Annotated in this window: 21 protein-coding genes; 8 read left to right on the top strand and 13 right to left on the bottom strand. The window is 63.7% G+C overall.

Annotation, left to right across the window (positions count from 1 at the left end):
• From HND92_RS03425 to HND92_RS03415, 3 genes are read right to left on the bottom strand one after another with little or no spacing between them, the layout of a single operon-like run.
• On the bottom strand, nt 1-1,461 hold the full coding sequence (locus HND92_RS03425) for a phage portal protein (RefSeq protein WP_216662906.1): 1,461 nt from the start codon (nt 1,459-1,461) through the stop codon (nt 1-3).
• Nucleotides 1,461-1,673, bottom strand: a complete 213-nt coding sequence (locus HND92_RS03420; RefSeq protein ID WP_172205877.1) for a phage head-tail joining protein — start codon at nt 1,671-1,673, stop codon at nt 1,461-1,463. The genes HND92_RS03425 and HND92_RS03420 overlap by 1 nt, the downstream gene beginning before the upstream one ends.
• A 35-nt stretch (nt 1,674-1,708) precedes the next feature.
• Nucleotides 1,709-3,583 carry a phage terminase large subunit family protein gene (locus tag HND92_RS03415; protein WP_216662905.1) on the bottom strand — a complete coding sequence of 625 codons (1,875 nt, stop codon included), beginning with the start codon at nt 3,581-3,583 and terminating at the stop codon, nt 1,709-1,711.
• A gap of 96 nt (nt 3,584-3,679) precedes the next feature.
• Between HND92_RS03415 and kleA the strand changes: the two genes are divergently transcribed.
• The 8 genes from kleA (at nt 3,680) to HND92_RS03375 (ending at nt 6,693) form a co-directional block, all read left to right on the top strand.
• Nucleotides 3,680-3,901 (top strand): stable inheritance protein KleA, encoded by a 222-nt coding sequence (kleA, locus tag HND92_RS03410; protein WP_172205876.1) that lies wholly within the window; start codon nt 3,680-3,682, stop codon nt 3,899-3,901.
• Nucleotides 3,902-4,007: 106 nt separating this feature from the next.
• Nucleotides 4,008-4,259: a hypothetical protein gene (locus HND92_RS03405; RefSeq protein ID WP_172205875.1), complete on the top strand. Its 252-nt coding sequence runs from the start codon at nt 4,008-4,010 to the stop codon at nt 4,257-4,259.
• A 27-nt stretch (nt 4,260-4,286) separates the two neighbouring features.
• Nucleotides 4,287-4,895 (top strand): DUF3489 domain-containing protein, encoded by a 609-nt coding sequence (locus HND92_RS03400; protein WP_172205874.1) that lies wholly within the window; start codon nt 4,287-4,289, stop codon nt 4,893-4,895.
• Nucleotides 4,892-5,098 (top strand): hypothetical protein, encoded by a 207-nt coding sequence (locus HND92_RS03395; RefSeq protein WP_172205873.1) that lies wholly within the window; start codon nt 4,892-4,894, stop codon nt 5,096-5,098. The genes HND92_RS03400 and HND92_RS03395 overlap by 4 nt, the downstream gene beginning before the upstream one ends.
• A 67-nt stretch (nt 5,099-5,165) precedes the next feature.
• Nucleotides 5,166-5,648 (top strand): hypothetical protein, encoded by a 483-nt coding sequence (locus HND92_RS03390; protein ID WP_172205872.1) that lies wholly within the window; start codon nt 5,166-5,168, stop codon nt 5,646-5,648.
• A 90-nt stretch (nt 5,649-5,738) separates the two neighbouring features.
• On the top strand, nt 5,739-6,005 hold the full coding sequence (locus tag HND92_RS03385; protein ID WP_172205871.1) for a hypothetical protein: 267 nt from the start codon (nt 5,739-5,741) through the stop codon (nt 6,003-6,005).
• 102 nt (nt 6,006-6,107) lie between these two features.
• Complete coding sequence (locus tag HND92_RS03380; RefSeq protein ID WP_172205870.1) at nt 6,108-6,476, top strand: hypothetical protein; 369 nt, start codon at nt 6,108-6,110, stop codon at nt 6,474-6,476.
• A gap of 10 nt (nt 6,477-6,486) precedes the next feature.
• The gene (locus HND92_RS03375; protein WP_172205868.1) at nt 6,487-6,693 is read left to right on the top strand and encodes a hypothetical protein; all 207 of its coding nucleotides are present in this window, start codon (nt 6,487-6,489) and stop codon (nt 6,691-6,693) included.
• On the opposite strand, the gene HND92_RS03370 is transcribed toward HND92_RS03375, so the two are convergent.
• The 10 genes from HND92_RS03370 to HND92_RS03325 form a co-directional block, all read right to left on the bottom strand.
• Complete coding sequence (locus HND92_RS03370) at nt 6,669-6,887, bottom strand: hypothetical protein (RefSeq protein WP_216662904.1); 219 nt, start codon at nt 6,885-6,887, stop codon at nt 6,669-6,671. The two genes, HND92_RS03375 and HND92_RS03370, sit on opposite strands and share 25 nt — an antisense overlap.
• Before the next feature lie 14 nt (nt 6,888-6,901).
• Nucleotides 6,902-8,197: a site-specific DNA-methyltransferase gene (locus tag HND92_RS03365; protein WP_172205864.1), complete on the bottom strand. Its 1,296-nt coding sequence runs from the start codon at nt 8,195-8,197 to the stop codon at nt 6,902-6,904.
• The gene (locus HND92_RS03360; protein WP_172205862.1) at nt 8,178-9,602 is read right to left on the bottom strand and encodes a site-specific DNA-methyltransferase; all 1,425 of its coding nucleotides are present in this window, start codon (nt 9,600-9,602) and stop codon (nt 8,178-8,180) included. Before HND92_RS03360 ends, HND92_RS03365 begins: the two co-directional genes overlap by 20 nt.
• Nucleotides 9,599-10,144 (bottom strand): hypothetical protein, encoded by a 546-nt coding sequence (locus HND92_RS19285; protein WP_172205860.1) that lies wholly within the window; start codon nt 10,142-10,144, stop codon nt 9,599-9,601. The genes HND92_RS03360 and HND92_RS19285 overlap by 4 nt, the downstream gene beginning before the upstream one ends.
• Before the next feature lie 188 nt (nt 10,145-10,332).
• Nucleotides 10,333-10,911 (bottom strand): hypothetical protein, encoded by a 579-nt coding sequence (locus HND92_RS03350; protein ID WP_172205858.1) that lies wholly within the window; start codon nt 10,909-10,911, stop codon nt 10,333-10,335.
• A complete protein-coding gene (locus tag HND92_RS03345) occupies nt 10,898-11,101 on the bottom strand; it encodes a hypothetical protein (RefSeq protein ID WP_172205856.1) in 204 nt (67 codons plus the stop codon). The genes HND92_RS03350 and HND92_RS03345 overlap by 14 nt, the downstream gene beginning before the upstream one ends.
• A gap of 127 nt (nt 11,102-11,228) precedes the next feature.
• Nucleotides 11,229-11,936, bottom strand: coding sequence for an NYN domain-containing protein (locus tag HND92_RS03340; RefSeq protein ID WP_020685836.1), 708 nt, complete (start codon nt 11,934-11,936; stop codon nt 11,229-11,231).
• A gap of 198 nt (nt 11,937-12,134) precedes the next feature.
• Nucleotides 12,135-12,728 carry a hypothetical protein gene (locus HND92_RS03335; protein WP_172205854.1) on the bottom strand — a complete coding sequence of 198 codons (594 nt, stop codon included), beginning with the start codon at nt 12,726-12,728 and terminating at the stop codon, nt 12,135-12,137.
• Nucleotides 12,725-13,093, bottom strand: coding sequence for a hypothetical protein (locus HND92_RS03330; protein WP_172205852.1), 369 nt, complete (start codon nt 13,091-13,093; stop codon nt 12,725-12,727). The genes HND92_RS03335 and HND92_RS03330 overlap by 4 nt, the downstream gene beginning before the upstream one ends.
• Entirely contained in the window at nt 13,090-13,557 is a 468-nt protein-coding gene (locus tag HND92_RS03325) for a crossover junction endodeoxyribonuclease RuvC (RefSeq protein WP_172205850.1), read from the bottom strand. The genes HND92_RS03330 and HND92_RS03325 overlap by 4 nt, the downstream gene beginning before the upstream one ends.
• Nucleotides 13,558-13,631 lie beyond the last annotated feature (74 nt).

Raw genomic sequence — 13,631 nt, 5'->3', positions numbered from 1 at the left:
TCAGTTCGAGGGGGCTGGCGGTGGTGCCTGCGCAGGGGCCGGCACCGACGCAGGCTCGCGCCCAAAACGCAGCCCCAGGCTGTCCTCGCGCCGGTGGTCACCGGCGATCTCGGTATCGACCAGCGCAGCATCAAAGCCACGCTCGGCAATGGCCTGAGTACGCGACTTGAGCCCGGCCTCGATGGCGTTGATCTCGGCGCGGATGTCTTTCAAGGGATCGACCCAGTCCCAACGGGGCGGCAGCCAGCTGCAGTCCAGGTAGTCGGCGCGGCGTTGCTCGTAGTCCGGCAGGTCCAGTCGCCCCGAGAGCACCGCCGTGTCCATCCAACGCCCCCAGACCGCCCGGCACAGCTGAAACACCAGCACCGAATGCTGGAAGGCTTCGATGCGGCGGCGAAACTCCAAGAGCGCAGCGCGCGTGTTCGAGTAGTTGGCCTTCAACATATCGGCCGACAGGTTCGCGTAGGGCAAGCCCAGGGCTGCTGCCACCTGCAGGAGCGTGCGGTACTGGAAGGACTCGTAGTTGCCACCGACATCGGCTGGCGTCGAGAAGGTGATGTCCTCGCCGTCGTCCAGGATCTGGAGTTGCCCGGGTTCGAGCGGCAGCAGCGGTTCGCCCCGGTCATCGGTTTCATTACCGTTGTCGAAGTCACGCTCGGGCCGGCGCACGAAGCCGACGAACATCGCCGCGACCTTCTTGCGGTCGAGTTCGGCGTCGTCGTACTGGTCGAGCAAGAACAGCTTCACCAGCGCCGGAGAGAACCGCGACACCCCTCGGAGTTGTCCGGCGTCCACCGGATCAACGATGTGCAGCACCGACTCAGCCGGCACCCGCACGGTCTCCCCGGCCAACCCGGGATCGGTGATGTCGCCCGGGTGGCGGCGCAGGAAGTGGTAGGCCACACGCCGACCGATGCGGTCGAACTCGATGCCCTGGCGGATGCGGTGACCGTTCTCCAGCAGCTGGTTGTGATTGAGCGGCAGCATCTCAGCCGGGAGCATCTGCAACTGCAGCGGCACGCTCAAACCATCCTCGGGCCGACGTGGCCGGATGCGAAAGAACACTTCCCCGGCGATGAACAGTTCCCGGGCGGCCCGGCGCTGCTGACCATAGAAATCCGTCAGCCCTTCAGCGTCCGACTCGTCGGTCCAGCGCAGCCACAGCCGCTGCACCCGGTCCTTGAGCACCGCATCGGCTATCCCCGACGAGGGTTTGATACCGGTGCCCACTGCATTGCCCGCCCAGGACTCGACCGCGTTGGCGGCGTAGCCATTGTTGCGAATCAGGTAGCGGGCACGCGCGGTCATATCGGCACCGGCGGCCTGGATCAGCGTGTTGACGTGGGCGCGGCTGGCTTGAAAAGTCTTGAGGCGGCGGGCGGACAGTCCGCCCTCGAAGCCGCCGATCATGGCGACGACCTTTCGGCCAAGTTTCTGGCGCAGGTTCTGGAATGCCTTCATCACAATCCCTTCCCGGCATAGGTGCGGATGCGACGGGCGCGCGGGCGACCTTCGGCTAAAGCGATCTCGCGATCCAGGTCATGCAGGGCAGACTGCAGTTCGGCATCGGACTTGTAAGTCACCCACTTGTCGCCAGCCTTCACGGTGAGCACCCCATTGAAGCGGGCGGCCTGCAGGGCTTCGCGCTGGGCCTTGAGTTGTTCGAGGGTCATGGACAGCACTCCCGGCCAGCGGGAGGCTGGCGGTGTCAGAGGTAGTTGGAAGAAATGGCCATGCGCCGACGGCGCGGGCTGGCGGTCATTGGCACAGTCACGGGTGTGGCGTTGCTGGCAGCCTTGCGCTGGGCGGGCACTGGCGGTAGCGCCTCGACCCGCTTGTTCAGGTTCAGCCCCATCGACAGCAGGCCGTGCAATGCCGCGTAGGCGTACACCCGGCAATCCAGTGCTTCGTTGCGCCGGCCATCCGGTTTCCACCAGAAGCGTTGCGGGAACCCCTTCACGTAGCGGGTGCGGATGCGCTCGGCAGTGAGTTGCTCGAAATACTGCGCATCCCGATCCAGCGGGAAATGCATCGTCCCGGCCCCGGCGTCAGACTTCTTGAGCCGGGCGTAGATCGCCTCCTTGGCGGCATCCACGCCCACCGTGAACAGATTGACCTTGCCCTTGTTGGCCTTGCTCGGTCGCTTGGGCCAGATCGGGCGTTTGCCGGCACCACCCTTGATCGCCCAGATGCGTTTCCTCTCGCGGCCCTTGCAGAAAGCGTAGGCCGCCAGCGTGTGGTGACCACCGGTGTCCAGACACGCCGCTTCGATGGTCAAGCCGTTGGCCAGGGTCTCGTGCTCGAAGCGGTTGCCGAGATAAGCATCGAGTTGTGCCCAGGTGTCCGGCGCGGACGGATCACCCCACAGCACTTTGTAGTCGATGGACCACGACTCCTCGTCCCGGCCCCAGCCGACCACTTCCAGTTCCAGCCGGTCGTCCTGCACGTCGATGCCACAGGTGAGCAGTGCGACCTCGGCAGGAATCGCCGGACCATAGGCTTCGCGGCGTTCCATCAGGCCTTCAGCGTCCAAAGTCTCGCCCTCCCGGTCTTCCCAGGTCTCGGCCAGCTTGGTGTTCACCCAGACCTTGAGCCGCACCGGATCGTCCTTGGCAGCGTGGTGCTCCTGCGCGATCTCGCCCCAAGTGAGCCACGGGCTGTAGAGGCTGGAGAGGTGGAAGCCCACTGTCTTGCCATCACCCTCAGCTCGTGACGTCCAGCGACCGCTGGCCAACAGCGCCGGCTTGCGGTACTCGGGGTGGATGCCATCGCACTGCGGGCAATGCCAGGCGGCCTCGCTCATCTTGCCGGCCGGCCACTTGATGTCACGCCAGAGGATCTGGCTATGCGCCCCGCAGTGATCGCAGGGCACCTCGAACACCCGCTGATCCGATTCCAGGTAGGCCGCCTCGATGCGCGAGAAGCCTTTGAGCGTCGGGGTTGAGCACAGATAGACCTTGCGATTGACGAAGGTGGCGGCGCGCTGGACGGCCAGTGCCACCGGATCGCCCTCGCCATCGGCGTCGCCCGGGTAGCCGTCGACCTCATCGAGAAACAGGTAACGCACCGGCATCGAGCGCAGGCCCACCGCCGAGTTTGCGCCGGTCATGATCAGCACGCCGCCGGGAAACTCCTTCATCAGCTGGGTGTTTCCGGAATCCCGGCTGCGCGGGTCTTTGACGCGGCTTGCCAGCTCAGGGCTGGCTTCGATCAGCGCATCGACGCGCTGCTTGGAAACGCGCTTGGCGCCTTCCACCGTCGGTTGCACCAGCAGCATCGGGCCCGGGGCGTGGTGAATCACGTAGCCCAGCCAGTTCAATCCGGCTTCTGTGCCCCCTAACTGAGCCCCTTTCATCAGCACCACCCGCTCGGCGCGGGAGGTCACCGACAGGGCCGCCATGATCTCCGCGAGGTAGGGGGTTCGGGTGGATGACCAGCGTCCCGGTTCGGCTGAGGCCACCGACGAGAGCATCCGGTGGCGGTTGGCCCAGTCATCGACGGTGAGGATGGGGTCGGGCGCGAGCCCTCGTTTCCAGGCGGACTGCACGACCCACGCCGCCGCCGATTCAGCAGTGTCGAACACAAGCCACTCCAATCCGAAATAGATAGGCCGAACGCTTGGCTTGTGTTGGGAACAGCGCGTTCATACAGACGCCATCAACGCCCCACGGAGAACGCCATGAACGCCAACCGCCACACCAACCGCCTGAGCTGGATCGAGCAGCTGCCCGAAGTGGGCACCCCCATCCTGCGCCAGCGCGACGAACTCCTCGCCTTGCTCGCGCAGATCGATGCCCTGCAGGAGATAGCCGAGCGTCGGCGCCAAGCCCTCGAGGAAGAAATCGCCACGCTGTGGTTGCCTGCCGAGATCGACCTGGCCAAGCGTCACATCGCCGCCTGAGCAAATCGGCCAACCAGGCGAAGAAAGATCGAACCGGCGCTTGGCTTCCTGCTTGAACAGCGCGTTCATACAGACACCGCAACAACACACGCCAAGGAGAACCACGATGTGCAAAACCGCCAACAAGACCGCCACCATGGCCGCGCAGCAACTCGACCAACTGCTCGCACGGATCGCCCTGGACCATCTCTTCATCGAGACCCTGGCCACACGCAACAGCGACAGCCTGGATTTCCACGACGTCAGCGTCTGGGCCGTCCAAAGCGCCCTGATGGCGGCCTACCAAGCAGGCCTGGCCGCAGGCCAAAACGCCACCAGCAAGGCCACTGATCAACCGACCCAGCAGCAAGCCGTCTGACCTTCATCACCCACAAGGAGCACGACCATGTCCGCACAAACCACCCCGATCACCGAACGCCAACTCGACCTCATCACCCGCGCGCATTGCGATGCGGGCGGCCTGATCGAACCGCTGCTCGAGCTCAAGGGCGGTGCCAAGCTGAAAATGATCGCCAGCCTCGCACAGCGTGGGCTGATCGAGCAGATGGATGGCCAGTGGCGCATCACGCGCGCCGCCATCGCGATCATCAAGGGCGAGGCCCAACCGGAGGATGTGCTGCCTGCGGTAAAGGGCGCCGCCACGTCACCCACACCGCCGCTGGCAGACGACCCGGAACTGGAAGCCGCCGTGGCTGCCGCCGAAGCCAGCTGGCAGCAGGTTCAACCCGCCAGCACCCTTGAGTCGCCCAAGCGCAGCCCGGGCAACAGCAAGCAGGCGCTGGTAATCGAGATGTTGAAACGCCCCGAGGGCGCCACCATCGCGCAGATCTGCGAAGCCACGGGCTGGCAGGCGCACACGGTGCGCGGCACCTTTGCCGGCGCACTCAAGAAGAAATTGGGCCTGAATATCGTCTCCGAGAAGATCGTGGGCCCCGCCGGCACGCCGGGCGCAGGACAGCGCCTCTACCGCATCGCCGAGGAAGCCACCGCGTGATCGCGCAGCCCGACGCCCCGATCCCGGCAAACCTGTTGCCAGCCTTGCTGGAGGCCTGCCGGGAGATCGCCCGGATGAAGCATCCGAGCATCGAGCACCTCCTTCGCCACCGGGGGTTTGGCTTCGAGGCCGACCGCATTGCCGATCTGGTGCTGGCGATTGAAGCCCTCGATGCACTCGATGCCCATCGCGATGCAGATTGAGCTTGGCTTCGGTGGGGACCAGCGCGTGAATGCTGTTGTCACCCACATCCACCGAAAGGACGCCACCATGACCACCGCCAACCACACACCGATCCGTGCCCGCTTTGCCCGCAAGCCCTGCGACCTGGACGAAGTGCTGCACAACACCGACCCCAGCGCACTCTTCGAGCCCATCGAAATCGCGTGGCGTAAGGCACTCACCGAGGCTGAATATGACGCCTTCGCCAACACACTGCTGGAGGACCGGGATTGGCTAGCCGGACTCGGCGGTCACGCGAATGGGCGCCGGCGCGTGGTGGCTGTCAGCGCACCGGGGACAACCGTGTTTGTCGATCCCTCGGGCAGCAGCTACGGGCGCTACGTTGGCATTGCCGAAACAACATCCACGCCTGCACCGGCCACTGATGACGACCAGGCTGGCGCGATTGGCTGGCTGATCGATAACCGTCGCCCGGAGGTGTCGCGCGATCAAGCCATCCGCACCCTGCGCCGTGCGTTGGCAGGCGATCCCGCAGCCTCGCGCATCCTCGACAGACTGGCCGAGCAGTGATCGAAAAATGATCGATGAATCGCTTGGCTTCAGTGGCGAGAAGCGCGTTCATACAGGTGTCGCAACGATCAACCGAAAGGAGAGCACACCATGAACACCCCCCGCGAATTTCAAGCTCACTACGCCGAAACCAGTGGCCGTGATGCGCTTACCAACGCCCGCGCCACGATGCAGCGCGCCCTGGTAGAACTCGACCGCTACATCGCCCGCTACGAAGAAGCAGAGTCGCTCAAAGACAAGGCCAATGTCCTCAACTGGACCCTGAGCCATCTGGCCACCTACGTGCCCAACAACGTGCGCCTGGACCTGATCGCCGGCGCCCAGGCGGAACTTGTGCGTGCCGACACGATGGAATAAGGAACCCGAGCCAAGCGCAAAAAGATCGAACAGGCGCTTGGCTTCCATCTCGAACAGCGCGTTACTACGGGTGTCGCAACGATCAACCACCAGGAGCCAGAGATGAACACCACCACCCAGATCCCCGCTACCCAGAACGAGTCGTGGGGCTTTTACGGCACGATGAACGAGCAGGCCGAAGCTGCCTGGCCACTGGCCATGACGGCCATCTCGGACGCCACCTGCCAGCCGCTCGAGTCAGTCCGCACCTTTCTCGACAGCCGCCACGGTCGCCACTTTGCCGACGACGTGCAAAACGGCCTCTACGCCGGCGCCACCCTGGCGGACGCCATCGCACAGGCCACACAGCGTTGGATGGGCTGGACCATTGGCCGCAGCACCAGCAAACAGTACGGCATCCCCAAGGGCCTGCCTTACCTGACGGGCTTCGTGATCCACTGCGAGATCGTCGAAGAGTCTCTGGCGGCGTGAGGAGTACAACGTGGCCGCGCTCTCCACCAACCCACAACTCGAAACCCACTACGACCAGTTCATCGCCGAACTGACGGCACTCACCCGCAAGTACGGCATTGCGATCCAGTCAGTCGGCGGTGTCATCCTGGCTGATGCACCCGGTGAATTCAGCCATGTCAGCTATGTTGCCGACATCAGCAGCGGTGATCTTTATCCTGAGTTCCCGGATAACTGACGCACGCGCAGCGCCTCAAAGACCCGGCGCAGCACGTAGCTCCTGACCAGCGACACGGCCGTGAAGATGAGGCCAATCAGCAAGTTCTCCTGCAGTGTGGCGTGCAGGCCAAAGAGCGGAAATACCACCCACTGGGTCGTCACCGCCACACCATAGCCGACCAGCACGTTGGTCACGGCTTCGACCAGCGACATCGTGCGCGACTGTTTCAAAGTGCCTCCTCGGTATCCAACTCATCGCTGGCATCGTCGGTCTCGGCCGAGCCGACCAGATCATCGAATCGCGCTCCATCGGCCTGCCGTGCCGCCTGCGCCCCGGCATATTCCTGCCATCTGCGAACTATTACGTCGCAATACTTCGGATCGAGTTCGATCAGTCGTGCCTGACGACCCGACTTCTCAGCGGCGATCAACGTGGTGCCGGAGCCCCCGAAGGGATCGAGCACGATGTCGCCCGGCCGGCTGGAGTTGCGGATCGCCCGCTCGACCAACTCCACCGGCTTCATCGTCGGATGCAGGTCATTTACGCGTGGCTTGTTGAAGTTCCAGACATCGCCCTGATCCCGGTCACCGCACCAGTGCCGGGTAGCGCCCTCGGGCCAACCGTAGAGGATCGGCTCGTACTGGCGCTGGTAGTCGGAGCGCCCCAGCGTGAAGGTGTTCTTGGCCCAGATGATGAAGGTCGACCATTTGCCGCCCGCAGCACGGAACGCCGCTTGCAGGGTGTCGAGCTCACTGGAGGACATGGCGATGTAGATGGCGCCCTGGCAGTGCGCGATCATCGGCGTCAGTGCTGCCTTTAGGAAGGGCTCGAAGTCCTCGCCCAGGTTGTCGTTCAAGATTGGGCGGTTCGTGCCACGGATCTTGTCCTTGGCGCTGTTGGCGTAATTGACGCCGTAAGGAGGGTCGGTGAACACCATCGTGGCCTTCTCGCCTGCCATCAGCAGGGCGAAGCTCGTGGGATTGGTGCTGTCACCACACAACAACCGGTGCTTGCCCATGATCCATACATCGCCCGGTTTCGATACCGGCGTGACCGGCACCTCGGGAGCAGCATCCTCGTCGGTGTGGCCCTCGGTAGTGGTTTCCTCGCCGGCCATGATCTCCAGCAGCTCGTCGGCATCGAAGCCGGTGAGTGCCAGGTCAAAGTCGGCCTCCTGCAACTCGGCCAGTTCCAGGCGCAACAGTTCCTCGTCCCATCCTGCGTTCTCGGCGATCTTGTTGTCGGCGATCACCAGAGCCCGACGCTGGGTTGGGGTGAGATGCTCAAGCACCACTACCGGCACGCTCGCCAACCCCAGCTTGCGCGCCGCCGCCAAACGCCCGTGACCGGCCACGATCACGCCATCCGACCCGGCCAGGATTGGCGCAGTGAAGCCGAACTCGGCGATGCTCGCCGCGATCTGCGCGATTTGGGCCTCGGAGTGGGTACGGGCATTTCGGATGTAGGGCAACAGGCGCCCGATGGGCCAGTGCTCCAGTTTGTCAGCGAGCCAGGCTTGCATCGTTGTTCTCCAGTCGTTCGTGTTCGACCTCGGCAAAGGTCTGCCCGGTGGCCATGAGCATCACCGGGATGTCGGGGTGGTTCTGTTGGAAGCGCTTGACCGCCACATCGGTGTAGGCCGGGGCGAGTTCGATGGCGCGGGCCTGGCGTCCCGTCTTCTGGGCGGCCAGGATCGTGGTGCCGGAGCCGCTAAAGGGCTCGAATACCAAATCACCAGGGTCCGAATACGCCAGCAAGATGTGCTCAGGCAGCGCCACCGGAAACACCGCCGGATGGTCGATGTCGCGGCCAATCTTGCCCTTGTGGCGCATGATGCGGATCACGCTGTCCGGGATGCGGTAGTCCTGGGTGGGCTGCCCAGCATGGGTCCAGCCCCCGACCTCGCCGTCCTTGCCGCGCATCGCCGTCGATGATCCGTCGGCGCGCAAATGCGAGTCCTGACCGGCGTGCTTGCAGGGCACGATCTTGTTGGGTTTGCGGCTCTGGCGGTTGAAGTGGAATACAAACTCGAAACTCGGCGACAAGCGTCCCGCCCAGTCACCCGGCATTCCCGGGCCCTGGTCCCATACGTACCAACCAAAACGCCGCCAGCCCATGGTGCGCATCCAGGCGAGCCAGCCATCCCAGTATGGGATCACTTCGTTATTGCGGTGGATGAGGCCGAGATTCACCAGCACCTGGCCCTCGTCGGCCATCGGCAGATTTGCGAAGACACCGCGCATCAGCGCATCCCAGTCGGCGATGCCCTTGGTATAGTCGCGCTGCTGGCCATACGGTGGGCTGGTGAAACACAGGCGAGCAGTGTCGCCGGCCATCAGGGCCGCGACCACGGCCGGGTCGGTCGAATCGCCGCAGATCAGACGATGCGATCCGAGTTGCCAGATGTCGCCCGGGCGTGACACCGGGATGACCGGAACATCGGGAATGTCCTCGTCGACGGGTTCGCCAATGGGCGAATCCTCATCGGCAAGCTCGGCCTCTTCGATATCGCCAAGCAGGTCGGCCAGCTCCTCATCGCTGAATCCGGTCAAAGCCAGATCGAAGCCTGCCGCCGACAAGTCGGCCAACTCAACAGCGAGCAGTTCCTGATCCCAGCCGGCTTGCAACGCCAGCTGGTTATCCGCCAGGATGTAGGCACGGCGCTGGGTCGGTGTCAGGTGGTCGAGCACCACCACGGGCACGGCGTCCAGATTGAGTTTCTTCGCGGCGGCGAGTCGACCATGCCCGGCGAGAATCCCGCCATCGTTGGATACCAGGAGTGGCGCGGTAAATCCGAACTCGACAATGCTGGCCGCAATTTGCGCCACCTGCGCCTCCGAGTGGGTGCGGGCATTCTTGGCGTAGGGCTTGAGCCGATCCAGTGGCCACATCTCGATGCGGCTGGCCATGGTGGGGGTGACGGTCATCGGGAGAGTTCCTCCAGGGCTTCGCGGATCGCATCCATGAGCAGGTCTTCCACCACGCGCTGGTCAGGCTGTGCGACCACGGCCGCCACAATCTGCGGGGCGAGCTTGCGAGGGATTTGCTGGATGCGGTCACGCAGCAGCCGAGCAAGGTTGAAGTGCTTGACCTTCACCTCGTCGGCGTTGAGCAGCTTGCCCGTGCGTTCTTCGAATTCGAGCTTGGCCAGGCGCGCGGCGTAGGCTTCACGGATGGCGCGGCTGGTCTGGTAGTCGGGGGCAGTCGCCCGGGTTTCCAGGGGCGCTTGCGCCTCACGACTGGAAACCAGAGTGGAAACAGTTGGGGTTGCCACCTTGGGCGCTGATTTGCTGGCGCCGGCGTTCAGGTTCTGCGACGGCAGGGTGTTGCGCGCCCACTGGGCGTCGGCCTTGACCGGGTCAATCTTGCCGTCGGCCTCGACCTGAATACGCCCGGCCTTGATGGCCTTGGCCACAGCGGTGTGGCTCACGCCACGGTGTTGGGCATAGGCCCGGATGGACAGTCCCATCGCATTCCTCCGGGCCGGGCGGGTCAATCAATCAGTCGTCAGCGGTGGATCACCTCGGCGTGGAAACGGGTGGCAACTGGCAACCTATTTTTGTCGCTGGCGCTAGGCAAGCCGGGCGGTTGGCGCGTCCCCCGCTTTTTAGATCGCCCGGGAGGACCCGTCAGATGTGTCAGATACGTCAGTCACCATCACGTGGCCTTCGTCAGTTCTTCCCTCAGCGCCCGTTCCATCTGCCGCTGGTACTCGCGCAGCGCCACGCTCCTGACGGTCTCAGCCATACCGAAGCGCGGCTGCACCTTGATCTGGGCCTTGGGCCGCAGCAGGTAGAGCGCGAGGATGCGTCGCTCGTCACGGCGCTCGAACAACATCCCCGCCCGGTAGAAGACGGTGGGCTTGTTCTTGACCTGATCGAGCCACTGGCTCTTGGGGATCACCCGACTCTGGGCCATCTCGCGCAACCGCCCGGCCGGAATGGGTCGCGCATCGGGATGGCTGCCGCCGCTCTCCTGTGCCGCCATGAACCGATCCCGCGACCAGACCTCGGCCATCAGTGTGCGGGGCTTGGCTGGCGTCACGCCGATACCCCGACTGATCCACGGTCGGCGCAGATTGAAGCGCTCGGGCAGACTATCGCGCACCGCATCACGGGCATCGAAGGCCGTTCGGGTCAGGGCTTTGGCGGCGGCGTTCGGAACGTGCCGCTGAGCCACGTCCGACAGGTACTCGGTGGCCTTGGCCACATCGGCGGTGACGTCAAGTTTCAGCATCGGCGGACTTCCGGCGGCGTGGGGTGACTGGGGTCTCGGGCTGGGTAGCCGGTTCAGCTGGGATGCCAGCCTGTTGCGCCAGGATCTGTTCAGCAGTGGCCGCATCGGCCTCAACCGTCAGGCCAGGGACGAGCGAGCGCACGCCGCCAGCGCCGGTGAGGACCACCGGGCGGGTGATAAGAAGTTTCATGGGGGGGTCTCCAAGGCTGGGCAGACAGGTGAGCGCCCAGCCCAGAAACGACAACGCCCACCAAGGTCTCCCCGGTGGGCGCAGTTATCAGCAGTACGTGAATACTCTACCTTGTGTGATCAAACATTCAAGTAGGTTTCTTCGCTGGCGGCTGAAAATTTTTCGGCGGCGTATATTTTTTCGGGCGCTCGATCACCGCAGGGTCAGCGAGCACTAATTTTTCCGGGAAAAGGTTACGGGCAAAATGAGCCTCGGTCACCCTGATCCTGCCATTGGCCGCATTTTCCAGTGCTTTGGATCGGTTGAGACGCCGCTCAGGGATCGCCACCCGGATTTCTTTTTTAGGGAACGCCTCCCTAACAACACGAATCGCCGGAGCCAAATCGGTATCTGCTGTGAAGATGATCGCCTTGTCGAAAGCATCCTCGAAAGCGAGCCTGACCAGATAAACAGCCAGATTGACGTCACTTTCTTTTTCTTCGTGACCATCCCACTCGTGTTTGCAGCTCGGGCACTTACGGGGCTTCTTCTTAAAGGTCCCCATCACATCCTTGATTCCGGACGCCTTCAGAGCAGCCACGTAGGCGCGATGGCGATCCTGCGCGTCTTGGTTAATCCAACCAGCATAGGCCGAGAAGTAATATCCGCCTACCAACACGTCGTTCTTTGGATGAATGAGCGCTTTGCTCAGAGACCAGATATCAAGCCACTTGAGATAATGCTTGGTGTTTGTGGGCCGCCTAGTTTTCGGGTCGCGATCCAAGTCGTCAATGGCATGGTAAAGATTGAAACCATCTACGAAAACTACGACACGATTCTGATCGTTTTTCTCCAAAGCAGACCCCCAAAATGAAACCGGCCGCGCAGGCGGCCGGGACCTCGGGGATACCCCTCGGGATGATAAGCCGGCACCGCAGGGTACCGGGTCCAACAGCAGCGCTGTTGGGATGAGTGACTCCGGTGCCGCAGGGCGCCGGGACCCTACGGCTTGCCGCAGGGGATGACTAAGCCTCAGATTATCAGCACTCGACCATCACCTGTCAATCTCTTGGTCCCGAGCAACACCATAGGGTTTGGCATTCTTGCTACACCGTTCATACCCGTAGTACCGCGCCAACACCCCCAGGCCAGCGATCAGGATGCCCTTGGCCTCGTGCAGGGAGATCGCCTTGCCGGCCCAGCCCTGGCGTAGCGCCCACTCGCGGACCGACTGGCCAAGCCCGGCCACGTACCAGAGCGCCGATCCGGCCGGACTGCCACTGCCGCCGACTGCCTCCAGTGCCTCCCGAACCGCACGGGCAGCGCCAGCGTTCTTCTCGACCATCATCTGCCCAGGTGCCGTGCCGCCCGGCAGACCATCGAGCTTGGGGCTGGCGACACCACTGCCAAACGCCCGGGCGAAGTCCTGCGAGAACTGCTGGCCGGCATCGTGCATAGCGCCGGTGATGCTACCGTTCCGGAGCATCAGCGCCAGCGTGTCAACGGTGCGGTAGTGGTCGACGGGCTTCTGATCATCGTCCTCCTCCCGGACATAGCGGATGACGCTGCCGTCAGGGCGGATCAGTTCATGGCCGATAGGTGGTTTGCGTTCGGCGCGTGCCTTGGCGCGTTGCGTCTTCTTGGTCATGGCCGTCCCTCCCCAAGTTGGGCCAAGGTCGCCAGAGCACCGTCACGGTTTCGCTGCACAGTGATCGACTTGGCCGTGGTCGCCACCACCGTCCAGGTCTCGCCATCACCCCGGTCAATCACCTCGCCTTCGGCCCAGGGTGTGCTCTTGCGGGATGCGGTGGTGCGCGCCCCGTAGAGCTTGGTGGCGATGCCGGTCAGGAACGCACGATCCCAATCGTCGTAGATGTCGTCGAGCGGCACCACGACGATGCCTTGCTTGTGCCAGGCCGCCGCACGCATCGCACGCAGTTCGTCGCTGCTCGCCGGTGACTGTGACGCCACCCTGCCTAGAGCGCAGGGGATGGAGGCGGTATGGGCTCTCATGCCACCCCTCCTTGGGCCATCGCCCAATCCAGCAGCGCCAGCGCATCGGCGTGGTTGTCGTCGACCGGGTCGAAGCCGCGCGCCTTGGCCGCTGCGATCATCTCGGCCTTGCCGGCATTGCCCTTGCCAGTCGCGTGCTTCTTGATAGTGCCCACCGGCACGCCTTGGTACGGGATCTGGTGGTGTTCGCACCAGGCGGTCAGGTGCGCCATGAAGCCGCCGTAGGCGTGGGCGGCATCGACGCCGGCGTGTTTACGTACTTCCTCAAACACCACCCAGTCGATGCCATCGGCACACTGCTTGATGTCGGTCAGCCAGCGCTTGAAGCGCAGGTAGCGCATTCCGCCACCTTCGAAGCGCTGCGGCTTGAAGGATTCGCTGCCGCCGCTGATGAGTCCGTCGTGGCCGGTCAGAGCCCAGCCTGTGGTGGTGCCCAAGTCGAGGGCCAGAATTGTTGTCGTCATCGTCAAATCTCCTTTTTGACCGAATCTGACCGGCTGCCGGATAACTCCCCATAGGCGTGTGCACGCACGCGTGT

The organism is Diaphorobacter sp. JS3050, from assembly GCF_013154915.1.
Taxonomy (GTDB): Bacteria; Pseudomonadota; Gammaproteobacteria; order Burkholderiales; family Burkholderiaceae_C; genus Diaphorobacter; species Diaphorobacter nitroreducens.
Note: the sequence above shows the minus strand (reverse complement) of the source record. Positions and strands in the feature narration are given on the sequence as shown.

What these genes read in the sequence shown, in the direction of transcription:
- HND92_RS03425 (WP_216662906.1), bottom strand. Translation starts at nt 1,461, where the DNA reads ATGAAGGCATTCCAGAACCTGCGCCAGAAACTTGGCCGAAAGGTCGTC.
- HND92_RS03420 (WP_172205877.1), bottom strand. Translation starts at nt 1,673, where the DNA reads ATGACCCTCGAACAACTCAAGGCCCAGCGCGAAGCCCTGCAGGCCGCC.
- kleA (WP_172205876.1), top strand. Translation starts at nt 3,680, where the DNA reads ATGAACGCCAACCGCCACACCAACCGCCTGAGCTGGATCGAGCAGCTG.
- HND92_RS03405 (WP_172205875.1), top strand. Translation starts at nt 4,008, where the DNA reads ATGTGCAAAACCGCCAACAAGACCGCCACCATGGCCGCGCAGCAACTC.
- HND92_RS03400 (WP_172205874.1), top strand. Translation starts at nt 4,287, where the DNA reads ATGTCCGCACAAACCACCCCGATCACCGAACGCCAACTCGACCTCATC.
- HND92_RS03390 (WP_172205872.1), top strand. Translation starts at nt 5,166, where the DNA reads ATGACCACCGCCAACCACACACCGATCCGTGCCCGCTTTGCCCGCAAG.
- HND92_RS03385 (WP_172205871.1), top strand. Translation starts at nt 5,739, where the DNA reads ATGAACACCCCCCGCGAATTTCAAGCTCACTACGCCGAAACCAGTGGC.
- HND92_RS03380 (WP_172205870.1), top strand. Translation starts at nt 6,108, where the DNA reads ATGAACACCACCACCCAGATCCCCGCTACCCAGAACGAGTCGTGGGGC.
- HND92_RS03370 (WP_216662904.1), bottom strand. Translation starts at nt 6,887, where the DNA reads ATGTCGCTGGTCGAAGCCGTGACCAACGTGCTGGTCGGCTATGGTGTG.
- HND92_RS03365 (WP_172205864.1), bottom strand. Translation starts at nt 8,197, where the DNA reads ATGCAAGCCTGGCTCGCTGACAAACTGGAGCACTGGCCCATCGGGCGC.
- HND92_RS03360 (WP_172205862.1), bottom strand. Translation starts at nt 9,602, where the DNA reads ATGACCGTCACCCCCACCATGGCCAGCCGCATCGAGATGTGGCCACTG.
- HND92_RS19285 (WP_172205860.1), bottom strand. Translation starts at nt 10,144, where the DNA reads ATGGGACTGTCCATCCGGGCCTATGCCCAACACCGTGGCGTGAGCCAC.
- HND92_RS03350 (WP_172205858.1), bottom strand. Translation starts at nt 10,911, where the DNA reads ATGCTGAAACTTGACGTCACCGCCGATGTGGCCAAGGCCACCGAGTAC.
- HND92_RS03345 (WP_172205856.1), bottom strand. Translation starts at nt 11,101, where the DNA reads ATGAAACTTCTTATCACCCGCCCGGTGGTCCTCACCGGCGCTGGCGGC.
- HND92_RS03335 (WP_172205854.1), bottom strand. Translation starts at nt 12,728, where the DNA reads ATGACCAAGAAGACGCAACGCGCCAAGGCACGCGCCGAACGCAAACCA.
- HND92_RS03330 (WP_172205852.1), bottom strand. Translation starts at nt 13,093, where the DNA reads ATGAGAGCCCATACCGCCTCCATCCCCTGCGCTCTAGGCAGGGTGGCG.
- HND92_RS03325 (WP_172205850.1), bottom strand. Translation starts at nt 13,557, where the DNA reads ATGACGACAACAATTCTGGCCCTCGACTTGGGCACCACCACAGGCTGG.